Source organism: Pseudoalteromonas rubra (genome assembly GCF_005886805.2).
Classification (GTDB): Bacteria; Pseudomonadota; Gammaproteobacteria; order Enterobacterales; family Alteromonadaceae; genus Pseudoalteromonas; species Pseudoalteromonas rubra_D.
Genome location: NZ_CP045429.1, coordinates 4,301,113 through 4,315,230 on the forward strand (window position 1 = coordinate 4,301,113; position 14,118 = coordinate 4,315,230).

The 14,118-nt window shown below is 47.2% G+C and carries 17 protein-coding genes and 2 rRNA genes; 1 reads left to right on the forward strand and 18 read right to left on the reverse strand.

Annotated elements, in window-relative coordinates; all coding sequences use genetic code 11:
- Positions 1-51 precede the first annotated feature (51 nt).
- Both CWC22_RS18405 and CWC22_RS18410 read right to left on the reverse strand, forming a co-directional pair.
- Positions 52-2,931: ribosomal RNA gene (locus CWC22_RS18405) — 23S ribosomal RNA — on the reverse strand.
- Between the two features lie 270 nt (positions 2,932-3,201).
- Positions 3,202-4,734: ribosomal RNA gene (locus CWC22_RS18410) — 16S ribosomal RNA — on the reverse strand.
- The 16S and 23S rRNA genes sit together here, the layout of an rRNA operon.
- A gap of 591 nt (positions 4,735-5,325) precedes the next feature.
- On the opposite strand from CWC22_RS18410, the gene CWC22_RS18415 reads away from it, so the two are divergent.
- Positions 5,326-5,928, forward strand: a complete 603-nt coding sequence (locus tag CWC22_RS18415; RefSeq protein ID WP_138537694.1) for a hypothetical protein — start codon at positions 5,326-5,328, stop codon at positions 5,926-5,928.
- Between the two features lie 88 nt (positions 5,929-6,016).
- On the opposite strand, the gene rplQ is transcribed toward CWC22_RS18415, so the two are convergent.
- The 16 genes from rplQ to rplX form a co-directional block, all read right to left on the reverse strand.
- A complete protein-coding gene (gene rplQ, locus CWC22_RS18420; protein WP_010386932.1) occupies positions 6,017-6,418 on the reverse strand; it encodes a 50S ribosomal protein L17 in 402 nt (133 codons plus the stop codon).
- Positions 6,419-6,457: 39 nt separating this feature from the next.
- Positions 6,458-7,444 carry a DNA-directed RNA polymerase subunit alpha gene (locus tag CWC22_RS18425; protein WP_010386933.1) on the reverse strand — a complete coding sequence of 329 codons (987 nt, stop codon included), beginning with the start codon at positions 7,442-7,444 and terminating at the stop codon, positions 6,458-6,460.
- A 24-nt stretch (positions 7,445-7,468) separates the two neighbouring features.
- Positions 7,469-8,089: a 30S ribosomal protein S4 gene (gene rpsD / locus CWC22_RS18430; protein WP_046006900.1), complete on the reverse strand. Its 621-nt coding sequence runs from the start codon at positions 8,087-8,089 to the stop codon at positions 7,469-7,471.
- Positions 8,090-8,111: 22 nt separating this feature from the next.
- Entirely contained in the window at positions 8,112-8,498 is a 387-nt protein-coding gene (gene rpsK / locus CWC22_RS18435; protein ID WP_010386935.1) for a 30S ribosomal protein S11, read from the reverse strand.
- 13 nt (positions 8,499-8,511) lie between these two features.
- Positions 8,512-8,868: a 30S ribosomal protein S13 gene (gene rpsM, locus CWC22_RS18440; RefSeq protein WP_010386936.1), complete on the reverse strand. Its 357-nt coding sequence runs from the start codon at positions 8,866-8,868 to the stop codon at positions 8,512-8,514.
- A 129-nt stretch (positions 8,869-8,997) separates the two neighbouring features.
- Positions 8,998-9,111: a 50S ribosomal protein L36 gene (gene rpmJ / locus CWC22_RS18445; RefSeq protein ID WP_002959476.1), complete on the reverse strand. Its 114-nt coding sequence runs from the start codon at positions 9,109-9,111 to the stop codon at positions 8,998-9,000.
- Positions 9,112-9,133: 22 nt separating this feature from the next.
- The gene (gene secY / locus CWC22_RS18450) at positions 9,134-10,462 is read right to left on the reverse strand and encodes a preprotein translocase subunit SecY (RefSeq protein ID WP_010386937.1); all 1,329 of its coding nucleotides are present in this window, start codon (positions 10,460-10,462) and stop codon (positions 9,134-9,136) included.
- An 11-nt stretch (positions 10,463-10,473) separates the two neighbouring features.
- The gene (gene rplO, locus CWC22_RS18455) at positions 10,474-10,908 is read right to left on the reverse strand and encodes a 50S ribosomal protein L15 (RefSeq protein WP_010386938.1); all 435 of its coding nucleotides are present in this window, start codon (positions 10,906-10,908) and stop codon (positions 10,474-10,476) included.
- A 4-nt stretch (positions 10,909-10,912) separates the two neighbouring features.
- Complete coding sequence (rpmD, locus tag CWC22_RS18460; RefSeq protein ID WP_010378276.1) at positions 10,913-11,092, reverse strand: 50S ribosomal protein L30; 180 nt, start codon at positions 11,090-11,092, stop codon at positions 10,913-10,915.
- A 6-nt stretch (positions 11,093-11,098) separates the two neighbouring features.
- The gene (rpsE, locus tag CWC22_RS18465; RefSeq protein WP_010386940.1) at positions 11,099-11,605 is read right to left on the reverse strand and encodes a 30S ribosomal protein S5; all 507 of its coding nucleotides are present in this window, start codon (positions 11,603-11,605) and stop codon (positions 11,099-11,101) included.
- 9 nt (positions 11,606-11,614) lie between these two features.
- Complete coding sequence (rplR, locus tag CWC22_RS18470) at positions 11,615-11,965, reverse strand: 50S ribosomal protein L18 (protein ID WP_049865984.1); 351 nt, start codon at positions 11,963-11,965, stop codon at positions 11,615-11,617.
- A gap of 9 nt (positions 11,966-11,974) precedes the next feature.
- Entirely contained in the window at positions 11,975-12,505 is a 531-nt protein-coding gene (rplF, locus tag CWC22_RS18475; RefSeq protein ID WP_010386942.1) for a 50S ribosomal protein L6, read from the reverse strand.
- Positions 12,506-12,518: 13 nt separating this feature from the next.
- Positions 12,519-12,911 (reverse strand): 30S ribosomal protein S8, encoded by a 393-nt coding sequence (gene rpsH, locus CWC22_RS18480; RefSeq protein WP_010386943.1) that lies wholly within the window; start codon positions 12,909-12,911, stop codon positions 12,519-12,521.
- 20 nt (positions 12,912-12,931) lie between these two features.
- Positions 12,932-13,237: a 30S ribosomal protein S14 gene (rpsN, locus tag CWC22_RS18485; protein ID WP_010386944.1), complete on the reverse strand. Its 306-nt coding sequence runs from the start codon at positions 13,235-13,237 to the stop codon at positions 12,932-12,934.
- 10 nt (positions 13,238-13,247) lie between these two features.
- Entirely contained in the window at positions 13,248-13,787 is a 540-nt protein-coding gene (gene rplE / locus CWC22_RS18490) for a 50S ribosomal protein L5 (protein ID WP_010386945.1), read from the reverse strand.
- A gap of 15 nt (positions 13,788-13,802) precedes the next feature.
- Positions 13,803-14,117, reverse strand: coding sequence for a 50S ribosomal protein L24 (gene rplX, locus CWC22_RS18495; protein WP_010386946.1), 315 nt, complete (start codon positions 14,115-14,117; stop codon positions 13,803-13,805).
- Position 14,118 lies beyond the last annotated feature (1 nt).

Sequence of the window (14,118 nt, forward strand, 5' to 3'; positions counted from 1 at the left end):
TCGTCTACTTTATTTCTTAACTTCTAACAAACAAAACCACTTTGGCGTTGTATGGTTAAGCCTCACGGGTAATTAGTACGAGTTAGCTCAATGGCTCACACCACTTCCACATCTCGCCTATCAACGTTGTAGTCTTCAACGGCCCTTCAGTTAACTTAAAGTTAAAGTGAGAACTCATCTCGAGGCTCGCTTCCCGCTTAGATGCTTTCAGCGGTTATCGATTCCGAACGTAGCTACCGGGCAATGCCATTGGCATGACAACCCGAACACCAGCGGTTCGTCCACTCCGGTCCTCTCGTACTAGGAGCAGCCCCTCTCAATTCTCAAACGCCCACGGCAGATAGGGACCGAACTGTCTCACGACGTTCTAAACCCAGCTCGCGTACCACTTTAAATGGCGAACAGCCATACCCTTGGGACCGACTTCAGCCCCAGGATGTGATGAGCCGACATCGAGGTGCCAAACACCGCCGTCGATATGAACTCTTGGGCGGTATCAGCCTGTTATCCCCGGAGTACCTTTTATCCGTTGAGCGATGGCCCTTCCATTCAGAACCACCGGATCACTATGACCTACTTTCGTACCTGCTCGACGTGTCTGTCTCGCAGTTAAGCTGGCTTCTACCATTACACTAACCGTACGATGTCCGACCGTACTTAGCCAACCTTCGTGCTCCTCCGTTACTCTTTGGGAGGAGACCGCCCCAGTCAAACTACCCACCAGGCACTGTCCTCAACCCCGATTAGGGGCCTAAGTTAGAACATCAACACTACAAGGGTGGTATTTCAAGGACGGCTCCACGCAATCTAGCGACTGCGCTTCAAAGCCTCCCACCTATCCTACACATGTAGGGTCAATGTTCAGTGCCAAGCTGTAGTAAAGGTTCACGGGGTCTTTCCGTCTAGCCGCGGGTACACAGCATCTTCACTGCGATTTCAATTTCACTGAGTCTCGGGTGGAGACAGCGTGGCCATGGTTACACCATTCGTGCAGGTCGGAACTTACCCGACAAGGAATTTCGCTACCTTAGGACCGTTATAGTTACGGCCGCCGTTTACCGGGGCTTCGATCAAGAGCTTCGCCTAAGCTAACCCCATCAATTAACCTTCCGGCACCGGGCAGGTGTCACACCGTATACGTCATCTTACGATTTTGCACAGTGCTGTGTTTTTAATAAACAGTCCCAGCCACCTGGTCACTGCGGCTCTCGCCTGCTTACGACGCGAAGTCTTCACAAGTAAGAGCGTACCTTCTCCCGAAGTTACGGTACAATTTTGCCTAGTTCCTTCACCCGAGTTCTCTCAAGCGCCTTAGTATTCTCTACCTGACCACCTGTGTCGGTTTAGGGTACGATTCGATATAAACTGAAGCTTAGAGGCTTTTCCTGGAAGTAGGGCATCAACAACTTCACCACCGTAGTGGCTCGTCTCGACTCTCAGCCTTAGCGACCCGGATTTTCCTAAGTCACCAGCCTACAGCCTTTCACATGGACAACCAACGCCATGCTTGCCTAGCCTGCTCCGTCCCCCCATCGCATTTATACCAAGTACGGGAATATTAACCCGTTTCCCATCGACTACGCTCTTCAGCCTCGCCTTAGGGGTCGACTCACCCTACCCTGATTAACATGGGATAGGAACCCTTGGTCTTCCGGCGTGCGGGTTTTTCACCCGCATTATCGTTACTCATGTCAGCATTCGCACTTCTGATATGTCCAGCATGCCTCCCGGCACACCTTCAGCCACTTACAGAACGCTCCCCTACCCCGCATACAAAGTATGCAGCCGTAGCTTCGGTGGTATGTTTAGCCCCGTTACATCTTCCGCGCAGGCCGACTCGACTAGTGAGCTATTACGCTTTCTTTAAAGGATGGCTGCTTCTAAGCCAACCTCCTAGCTGTTTTAGCCTTCCCACATCGTTTCCCACTTAACATACACTTTGGGACCTTAGCTGACGGTCTGGGTTGTTTCCCTCTCCACGATGGACGTTAGCACCCACCGTGTGTCTCCCGGATAGTACTTTACGGTATTCGGAGTTTGCAAAGGGTTGGTAAGTCGGGATGACCCCCTAGCCTTAACAGTGCTCTACCCCCGTAAGTATTCGTCCGAGGCTCTACCTAAATAGATTTCGGGGAGAACCAGCTATCTCCCGGTTTGATTAGCCTTTCACTCCTAGCCACAGGTCATCCCCTAACTTTTCAACGTTAGTGGGTTCGGTCCTCCAGTCAGTGTTACCTGACCTTCAACCTGCCCATGGCTAGATCACCGGGTTTCGGGTCTATACCCTGCAACTTAAGCGCCCAGTTAAGACTCGCTTTCGCTACGGCTCCCCTAAATGGTTAACCTTGCTACAGAATATAAGTCGCTGACCCATTATACAAAAGGTACGCAGTCACCCTCGAGGGGCTCCTACTGCTTGTACGTACACGGTTTCAGGTTCTATTTCACTCCCCTCACAGGGGTTCTTTTCGCCTTTCCCTCACGGTACTGGTTCACTATCGGTCAGTTGGGAGTATTTAGCCTTGGAGGATGGTCCCCCCATATTCAGTCAAAGTTTCACGTGCTCCGACCTACTCGATTTCACTTTAAATAAGTTGTCGTGTACGGGACTGTCACCCTGTATCGTCATACTTTCCAGAATGTTCCACTAACTACATTAAAGCTTAAGGGCTAATCCGATTTCGCTCGCCGCTACTTTCGGAATCTCGGTTGATTTCTTTTCCTACGGGTACTTAGATGTTTCAGTTCTCCGCGTTCGCTTCATACAGCTATGTATTCACTGCATGATGACCCAAAGGGCCGGGTTTCCCCATTCGGAAATCCTAGTCTCAAGTGCCTCTTACTGGCTCAACTAGGCTTATCGCAAGTTAGTACGTCCTTCATCGCCTCCAACTGCCAAGGCATCCACCGTGTACGCTTAGTCACTTAACCATACAACCCAAAATAGTTTTGAATTGCACTGCTAAAGACAGTTTTAACTTCGCCAGAAGTTAAGTAATACTAAAGTAGACGCTAATTAATCACTAAATGATTAATCGGCATTTTTCTTTCGAAAACTCTATAGAACAACAATTTTCATTGTCATTCCGAGAATTTAATATCAGCTTTCCAAATTTTTAAAGAGCAATATCACTCAGTAAGTTACCTTACCAAGCAACAATCATCTGTGTGGACACTTCGAACAAATTAGTTCTAAGTCGATAAGGAGGTGATCCAGCCCCAGGTTCCCCTAGGGCTACCTTGTTACGACTTCACCCCAGTCATGAATCACTCCGTGGTGAACGCCCTCCCGAAGGTTAAGCTATCCACTTCTGGAGCAACCCACTCCCATGGTGTGACGGGCGGTGTGTACAAGGCCCGGGAACGTATTCACCGCGGCATTCTGATCCGCGATTACTAGCGATTCCGACTTCATGGAGTCGAGTTGCAGACTCCAATCCGGACTACGACATACTTTAAGTGATTCGCTTACTATCGCTAGTTCGCAGCACTCTGTATATGCCATTGTAGCACGTGTGTAGCCCTACACGTAAGGGCCATGATGACTTGACGTCGTCCCCACCTTCCTCCGGTTTATCACCGGCAGTCTCCTTAGAGTTCCCGACCGAATCGCTGGCAACTAAGGATAAGGGTTGCGCTCGTTGCGGGACTTAACCCAACATCTCACAACACGAGCTGACGACAGCCATGCAGCACCTGTATCAGAGTTCCCGAAGGCACCAAACCATCTCTGGTAAGTTCTCTGTATGTCAAGTGTAGGTAAGGTTCTTCGCGTTGCATCGAATTAAACCACATGCTCCACCGCTTGTGCGGGCCCCCGTCAATTCATTTGAGTTTTAACCTTGCGGCCGTACTCCCCAGGCGGTCTACTTAATGCGTTAGCTTTGGAAAAGTTGTCCGAAGACCCCAGCTCCTAGTAGACATCGTTTACGGCGTGGACTACCAGGGTATCTAATCCTGTTTGCTCCCCACGCTTTCGTACATGAGCGTCAGTGTTGACCCAGGTGGCTGCCTTCGCCATCGGTATTCCTTCAGATCTCTACGCATTTCACCGCTACACCTGAAATTCTACCACCCTCTATCACACTCTAGTTTGCCAGTTCGAAATGCAGTTCCCAGGTTAAGCCCGGGGCTTTCACATCTCGCTTAACAAACCGCCTGCGTACGCTTTACGCCCAGTAATTCCGATTAACGCTCGCACCCTCCGTATTACCGCGGCTGCTGGCACGGAGTTAGCCGGTGCTTCTTCTGTCAGTAACGTCACAGCTAGCAGGTATTAACTACTAACCTTTCCTCCTGACTGAAAGTGCTTTACAACCCGAAGGCCTTCTTCACACACGCGGCATGGCTGCATCAGGCTTGCGCCCATTGTGCAATATTCCCCACTGCTGCCTCCCGTAGGAGTCTGGACCGTGTCTCAGTTCCAGTGTGGCTGATCATCCTCTCAAACCAGCTAGGGATCGTCGCCTTGGTGAGCCGTTACCTCACCAACTAGCTAATCCCACTTGGGCCAATCTAAAGGCGAGAGCCGAAGCCCCCTTTGGTCCGTAGACATTATGCGGTATTAGCCATCGTTTCCAATGGTTGTCCCCCACCTCAAGGCATGTTCCCAAGCATTACTCACCCGTCCGCCGCTCGTCATCTTCTAGCAAGCTAGAAATGTTACCGCTCGACTTGCATGTGTTAGGCCTGCCGCCAGCGTTCAATCTGAGCCATGATCAAACTCTTCAATTAAAAGTTTTTTGAAACCGAAGTTTCATGCTCAATGAATTCTGATTTTGTCTGTTTCTACTTTTAAAAAAGTAAAATCAAAACGAATTGACTATGTTAGTCACTCAGTTCAGTTGAGACTCTAAATTTTTGTGCGTCATTCAGTAAACTGAAATTCGCTGTTAGAACTCAATCTGTACGAGTGCCCACACAGATGATTGCTTCATATTTTTAAAGAACATAATCCGGTTACCCGGTGCGACTCAATGTCGCTGCGCTGTTAGCGCTGAGGGTTGTGCATTCTAATCACTTCCCATTTTATGTCAACACTTAATTTTGAGAAATTTCAGAATCAAGTTTTATTTGACTCCCAACTCGTTGGCTCGTTGCTTTTCAGCGTTGTGCCCCGTGTCGGTGGATGCGCATTATAGGGAAATCGAAACCCAGCGCAACCCCTTTTTTGAAGAAAAGTGAGAAAAACAGCGCATTCGGACAAAAATAAGGCAAGATGCTCATTTATACACCTTTACTTATGTGTATTTCCTGATTTTCTGTACAAGCTCACTCTTTTTATAGAGAATTCCCGCCGAGTTATTTGATTAAAATAGGAAAATCATGAAAAAGTTCAGTTTGGCTGTATTGGCTGCACTCTCTACAACCACGTATGCATCAGAAGACATCACAAAGCCACTATCCTTCTCAGCAATCGCTGGTTATACCTTCGGTGGTGACACACTAGGGACATTGGTGTACGAAGATGATAGTGACAACAGCGTAAAAGCAGGATCTGGATTAATTCTTGGTGGCGGATTCAACTATGCACTTAGCCACACGTTCGATATTCGTCTGAATGCATCTATTCATCTTGATTCTGCAGACGCAGAAAATGGCGATCTCACATTTAGTCGTTTTGCATGGGAAGCTATCCCTTACTATAAAGCAAATGAACAAATCAAACTGGGGCTCGGTGTAGGCATAGATTCATCAGTTGAGCTAGAAAATGACTTCGGCAATGATATTGAATTTGACAATGCGGGTAAGTTCATCGTGTCAGGTATGTACACATTCGAAAACTGGAGTGCCAGCCTTGAATTAAGATACAGCGTAGTCGAATATGAAGTCTCAAAGATCGGCCGCTATTCTGTTGCAAACGAACTTGCACGTGCCAACAAGATTGATGCGAATCACGTTGGTATTTTATTTCACTGGAACTTCTAAGTCAGTGGATAAGTCTGGTGAAATACTTTTCACCAGACGTAGAAAAGCCGGGCAATGCCCGGCTTTTCTGTGCCTTAACTAGTAAGACTTACTCTGCAGACTGCGCGTCTTCTTGAACTTCTTCAGTCGCAACTGGGCGATCTAGTAGTTCAATGTAAGCCATTGGCGCGTTGTCACCTGCACGGAAGCCACACTTCAGAATACGAGTGTAACCACCTGGACGATCCGCGAAACGAGGACCGATCTCAGAGAACAATTTACCAACTACTTCTTTATCACGCGTGCGAGCAAACGCTAAACGACGGTTTGCTACGCTGTCAGTCTTAGCCAGTGTGATTAAAGGCTCAATTACACGGCGCAACTCTTTCGCTTTAGGCAAAGTTGTTTTGATGATTTCGTGCTTCACCAAAGAACCAGCCATGTTGCTGAACATCGCTTTGCGATGGCTGCTGTTACGGTTTAATTGACGACCACTCTTACGATGGCGCATGACCCTATCCTTCTAACTAAACTAATATAGTAACTTAGATTACTCAGCCAGACTTGCAGGTGGCCAGTTTTCCAGGCGCATGCCCAGAGAAAGACCACGTGAAGCTAGCACGTCTTTAATTTCAGTCAGAGACTTCTTACCAAGGTTTGGTGTTTTCAGAAGCTCAACTTCAGTACGCTGTACTAAGTCACCGATATATTGAATTTGCTCGGCTTTCAGACAGTTCGCAGAACGTACAGTTAGCTCTAAGTCATCGACTGGACGAAGCAGAATAGGATCGAACTCTGGCTTCTCTTCTTTTTCTTCCGGCTCAGAAACATCACGTAGATCTACGAATGCTTCCAATTGCTCAGCAAGAATAGTAGACGCACGACGGATCGCTTCTTCAGGATCCAAAGTGCCGTTAGTTTCCATATCGATGATTAGTTTGTCTAAGTCTGTGCGTTGCTCAACACGAGCTGACTCAACCGAGTACGCAATACGCTCAACCGGACTGAATGATGCATCAAGCAGCAAACGACCGATTGGGCGCTCATCGTCATCAGAGGATAAACGACTAGACGCCGGTACATAACCGCGACCACGCTCAACGCGAATGCGCATACTGATCTCACTATTGTCAGCCGTAAGGTGACAGATCACATGCTCAGGGTTGGCAATAGTCACGTCTCCGTCGTGCTGGATATCAGCCGCAGTCACAGGGCCTACACCAGACTTAGTCAGGGTAAGGAAAACTTCATCTTTACCTTCTAGAGATACTGCCAGACCTTTTAGGTTCAACAGGATTTCAATGATGTCTTCTTGTACGCCTTCTTTCGCGCTGTACTCGTGCAATACACCGTCAATTTCAACTTCTGTCACAGCACAACCAGGCATAGATGAAAGAAGTATACGACGTAGAGCATTGCCTAGTGTGTGGCCGAAACCACGCTCCAGAGGCTCTAAAACTACTTTAGAACGCGTTGAGCTTACAGCGTCGATATCGACTAATCTTGGTTTTAGGAATTCGGTTACAGAACCCTGCATTTTATCCTCTCTTAACTCTTAACTTTACTTCGAGTAAAGTTCGACGATTAGTTGTTCGTTAATGTCCGCAGACAGATCAGAACGCTCTGGTAGGCGCTTGAAAGTACCTTCCATTTTTGAACCGTCAACTTCAATCCAAGTTGGCTTTTCGCGTTGCTCAGCCAACTCTAGAGCAGCGATGATACGCGCTTGCTTTTTAGACTTCTCGCGAATTACTACCACGTCTTCTGGAGTAACTACGAAAGAAGGGATATTAACAACACGACCATTAACCATAATCGCTTTGTGGCTTACTAGCTGACGTGCTTCAGCACGTGTGCTTGCAAAACCCATGCGATATACAACATTGTCCAGACGTTGCTCTAGAAGCTGAAGCAGGTTTTCACCTGTGTTGCCTTTAAGGCGAGCAGCTTCTTTGTAGTAGTTACGGAATTGCTTTTCAAGTACACCGTAGATACGACGAACTTTTTGCTTTTCACGTAGCTGTAGACCGTAGTCAGATAGACGACCTTTACGTGCGCCGTGCTGACCAGGTGCTGTTTCTAGTTTACACTTAGAGTCAATTGCTCTTACGCCGCTTTTAAGGAACAGGTCAGTACCTTCACGACGACTCAGCTTGAGCTTAGGGCCCAAATATCTTGCCATGTTCTTTCTCCTAACCTATTAATTATACGCGACGTTTCTTCGGTGGACGACAACCATTATGTGGGATTGGCGTCACGTCAGTGATGTTTGTGATACGGAAACCAGCAGCATTCAATGCACGAACAGCAGACTCACGGCCTGGACCTGGACCTTTGATGAATACTTCTAGGTTCTTAAGACCGTACTCTTGAGCAGCAGTACCTGCGCGCTCTGCAGCAACCTGTGCAGCGAAAGGAGTAGACTTACGAGAACCACGGAAACCTGAACCACCTGCAGTCGCCCAAGAAAGAGCATTGCCTTGACGGTCAGTGATGGTCACAATCGTGTTGTTGAAAGATGCATGAACGTGAGCCATGCCGTCAACAACCTGCTTTTTGACCTTTTTACGACGAATTGGTGCTTTTGCCATAACTTACCCCACCTTATTTCTTGATAGGCTTGCGAGGACCCTTACGAGTACGCGCGTTAGTCTTAGTACGCTGACCACGTAGTGGAAGCGAACGACGGTGACGTAAGCCACGGAAACAACCAAGGTCCATAAGACGCTTGATGTTTAGTGTAACTTCACGACGAAGATCACCTTCAACGGTGTACTTGCCAACTTCTTCACGAAGAATATCAAGAGTTTCGTCGTTTAAATCGCCGATTTTAGTAGTTTCAGCGATACCAGTCGCAGCTAAGATAGCCTTAGCGCGAGTTTTACCTACACCATAGATGCTTGTTAAACCGATAACAGCATGCTTATGATCAGGAACGTTAATGCCTGCGATACGGGCCACTAACATATCTCCTATAAATAAACCTGATTATCATCTTGCTGGAAAGCCCGTATAGGATACCCAACCGACATTCAGGTTTTACCAATGAAACAGGCTAAGTAAACTACTTAGCCTGCACGACTAGATTTCTTAGCCTTGCCTTTGCTTGTGCTTAGGCTCACTGCAGATCACGCGTACCACACCGGCACGTTTGATAACTTTACAGTTACGGCAGATTTTCTTAACGGAAGCACGTACTTTCATTACTCAACTCCGTAAACAGACCTTAGCGGCCGTAGCCTTTAAGGTTCGCTTTTTTCAGCACAGAATCATACTGATGAGACATCAGATGGGTCTGTACTTGTGCCATAAAGTCCATGATAACCACAACGATAATCAAGATTGATGTACCGCCGAAGTAGAACGGCGTTTGCCACGCCATGGTCATAAACTCGGGCACCAGACAGATAAAGGTAATATACAACGCACCGGCCAAAGTCAGGCGTGTCATTACTTTATCAATGTATTTAGATGTCTGCTCACCTGGGCGAATGCCTGGAATAAATGCGCCAGATTTCTTCAGGTTGTCTGCTGTCTCACGCGGGTTAAATACCAACGCAGTGTAGAAAAAGCAGAAGAAGATAATCGCTGCTGCAAGTACCATCGCATACAGAGGTTGACCGGGAGTCAACACTGCAGAGACAGCCTGCAAGAAGTCAGCAACTGGACCTTCACCTTGACCGAACCAGCTTGCAATTGTACCAGGGAACAAAATGATGCTGCTAGCAAAGATTGGTGGAATAACACCCGCCATGTTAACTTTCAATGGTAAATGCGTGCTCTGCGCTGCGAAGACCTGACGACCTTGCTGACGTTTTGCGTAGTTAACAACGATACGACGCTGACCACGCTCAAAGAACACTACCAAATAAGTAACTGCGAATACGATTACCGAAATTACAACCAAAGCTAATACATTCAGATCACCTTGACGCGCCATTTCTGCTGTCGAACCGATTGCAGACGGCAGGTTAGCTACAATACCAACAAAAATCAGAACAGAGATACCGTTACCAATACCACGCTCTGTGATTTGTTCGCCCAGCCACATCAGGAACATAGTACCGGTCACTAAACTCACCACAGCGGTGAAGTAGAAACCGAAACCAGGATTGACGACCAACCCATCCATCATATTAGGAAGGTTAGTTGCAATACCGATAGACTGGAATGTAGCAAGCACAAGCGTACCATAACGCGTGTACTGACTGATCTTCTTACGACCTTGCTCACCTTCTTTCTTAAGCTCTATCATCGCAGGATGTATGTGCGTTAATAGCTGCATAATAATTGAAGCTGAGATATAGGGCATAATACCCAGCGCGAGTACCGAGGCACGCTCAAGCGCACCACCGCTGAACATGTTGAACATTTCAACAATGGTGCCCTTTTGTTGCTCGAAGAATTCGGCAAGTACGGCGGCATCAATCCCAGGGATCGGCACGAACGAACCTAAACGGTAAATAATGATAGCACCCAATACGAACAGTAGTCGGCGCTTCAGTTCCGCTAGCCCACTCTGTGCGCTTTGCATATCTTGACCTGGTTTAGCCATAGTGTACTTCCTTAGTCTTCTACCTTGCCTCCGGCAGCTTCGATAGCTTCGCGAGCACCTTTAGACACTTTAATGCCTTTAACGGTAACTGCGCGTGAAACTTCGCCAGATTTAACAACTTTTACGAACTGGATGTTCTTTTTAACAATACCAGCTGCTTGTAACGCGCTTACATCTACCGTATCGCCTTCAACTTTAGCGATTTCGTACAGGTTTACTTCAGCAGATACTAGAGATTTGCGAGAAGTGAAACCGAACTTAGGCAGACGACGTTGCATAGGCATTTGACCGCCTTCGAAACCAACGCGTACTTTACCGCCTGAGCGTGATTTTTGACCTTTGTGACCACGACCACCAGTCTTACCAAGACCAGAACCGATACCACGGCCAACACGCTTACCAGCTGTCTTTGCACCAGCAGCAGGTGAAAGTGTATTCAAATGCATCGAATTAACCCTCTACCTTAACCATGTAAGAAACTTGGTTGATCATACCGCGAACTGCTGGCGTATCTTCTAGCTCAACAGTGTGGTTGATACGACGTAAACCAAGGCCACGTAATGTAGCTTTATGCTTCGGTAAACGACCGATTGAGCTACGTACTTGAGTTACTTTTACTGTGTTTGCCATGGTGTCTTACCCCAAAATTTCGTCAACGCTAAGACCACGTTTAGCAGCAATACCCTCTGGAGAATTCATGTTCTCTAGAGCTGAAACTGTTGCACGAACGATGTTGATCGGGTTAGTAGAACCGTATGCTTTTGAAAGTACGTTCTGAACACCAGCAACTTCTAGTACTGCACGCATCGCACCACCGGCGATGATACCCGTACCTTCTGATGCAGGCTGCATGTATACTTTAGAACCAGCATGGCGACCCTTGATAGGGTGCTGCAAAGTATGACCGTTAAGGTCTACTGAGATCATGTTACGACGTGCTTTTTCCATTGCTTTTTGAATAGCAGCTGGAACTTCACGTGCTTTACCGTAACCGAAACCTACTTTACCTGCGCCGTCACCAACTACAGTCAGTGCTGTGAAGCTAAAGATACGACCACCTTTAACTACTTTAGACACACGGTTTACCGCGATTAGCTTTTCAGCCAATTCAGGCTGTTGTGCTTTTGCTTCTACGTTAGCCATTGTCTACTCCTAGAATTGCAGACCGGCTTCACGCGCTGCATCAGCAAGCGCCTTCACACGGCCGTGATATTTAAAGCCACTGCGATCAAAAGCGATTTTTTCAACGCCTTTGTCAGCTACGCGCTCAGCGATTGCTTTACCAACTGCTTGAGCCGCTTCGATGTTGCCTGTGCCTTTAACTGTTTCAGCAATTGCTTTTTCAACAGTAGAAGCAGCAGCCAGTACACTACCCTCAGCGTTGATCACTTGAGCGTAAATGTGACGTGGCGTGCGGTGGATAACAAGGCGAGTTGTGCCCTGTTCGATAATATTTCTACGAGTGCGCTTAGCACGACGTAGACGAGCTGTTTTCTTATCCATCGTCTTACCTTACTTCTTCTTAGCCTCTTTACGACGCACGTATTCGTCAGCATAACGTACACCTTTACCTTTATAAGGCTCTGGCTCACGGTATGAACGAATGTTCGCAGCAGTTTGACCAACAAGCTGCTTGTCTGCGCCCTTAACAACAATTTCAGTTTGGCTTGGAGCTTCGATAGTGATACCCGCTGGGATCTCGAAGTTCACTGGGTGAGAGAAGCCAAGAGTCAAGTCTAATACTTTACCCTTAACTGCTGCACGGTAACCAACACCTACTAGTTGTAGTTTCTTCTCAAAACCTTCGTTAGCACCAATGATCATGTTATTGATCAACGCACGTGCAGTACCCGCTTGAGCCCAAGCGTTAGCAACTTCACGTGGAGTTGTAGTGATAACGTTGTCGTTAAGTGAAACTTCAACCGCAGCATTGATAGTGCGCGTTAATTCACCGTTTTTGCCTTTAACTTTGATGTCCTGGCCGTTAACTGTAACTTCAACACCGGCAGGAACAGTAATAGGAGCCTTCGCTATACGAGACATAGTTCCCCTCCGATTAAGCTACAAAGCCAATGATTTCACCACCAACACCAGCGTTACGCGCAGCGCGGTCTGTCATCAGGCCTTTAGAAGTTGATACGATAGCGATACCTAGACCACCCATTACCTTTGGTAATTCGTCACGTCTCTTATAGATACGTAGACCAGGGCGGCTAACACGCTGGATGTTTTCGATAACAGCTTTGCCTTCGAAGTACTTAAGTTCGATAGTCAATTCTGCTTTAACGTCACCAGATACTGCGAAGTCACCGATGTAACCTTCGTCTTTTAGTACCTTAGCAATAGCTACTTTCAGCTTTGAAGTTGGCATAGTTACAGATACCTTCTTCGCAGTCTGACCGTTACGGATGCGTGTAAACAAATCCGCAATTGGATCTTGCAAGCTCATGTCTTACTCCCGTGATTCTATTACCAACTAGCCTTTTTAAGGCCAGGAATTTCACCGCGCATAGCAGCTTCGCGAACTTTGATACGGCTCATGCCGAACTTGCGAAGGTAACCATGTGGGCGGCCCGTGATGTTACAACGATTACGTTGACGTGAAGGGCTAGAATCGCGTGGTAAAGACTGTAGCTTTAACACTGCATCCCAACGCTCATCATCAGATGCGTTAACATCGCTGATGATAGCTTTTAACGCAGCACGCTTTTCAGCATACTGAGCAACTAATTTAGCACGTTTTACGTCACGTGCTTTCATTGAATTCTTTGCCATAACCCTACCCTTACTTTTTGAATGGGAAGTTGAACGCTTCTAACAACGCACGGCCTTCGTCATCTGTTTTCGCAGAAGTAGTGATTGTGATGTCCATACCGCGAACACGGTCGACTTTATCATAATCGATTTCTGGGAAGATGATTTGCTCACGTACGCCCATAGAATAGTTACCGCGACCGTCGAAAGACTTTGCGCTAACACCGCGGAAGTCACGAATACGTGGCATCGCGATAGAGACTAGACGCTCTAGGAAATCCCACATACGCTCGCCGCGTAGGGTTACTTTACAGCCAATTGGGTAACCTTCACGGATCTTAAAGCCAGCAACAGATTTGCGTGCTTTAGTTACCAGAGGCTTCTGACCAGAGATAGCTTCTAAGTCTGCTACTGCATTCTCTAGAATTTTCTTGTCAGCTAGGGCTTCGCCCACACCCATGTTTAGTGTGATCTTTTCGATCTGAGGGACTTGCATGACAGAGCTGTAACCGAACTTTTCGAAAAGTTCTTTTACTACTTTGTCTTTGTACACTTCATGCAGTTTCGCCATCGTCTACTCCAACTATTAGATAGTTTTACCAGTAGACTTGAAGAAACGGACTTTTTTACCGTCTTCAAATCTAAAACCTACACGATCTGCTTTGCCAGTTTCGGCATTAAAGATCGCGACATTAGATACGTCGATAGACGCTTCTTTCTCAACAATGCCGCCAGCTTGCTGTAGTTGTGGTACAGGCTTCTGGTGCTTTTTGATGATATTGATGCCTTCGACAAATACTCGACCAGTTTCAGTTACAAGTGAAAGCACTTTACCGCGCTTACCTTTGTCTTTACCGGCTAGTACGATTACTTCGTCATCACGACGGATTTTTGCTGCCATG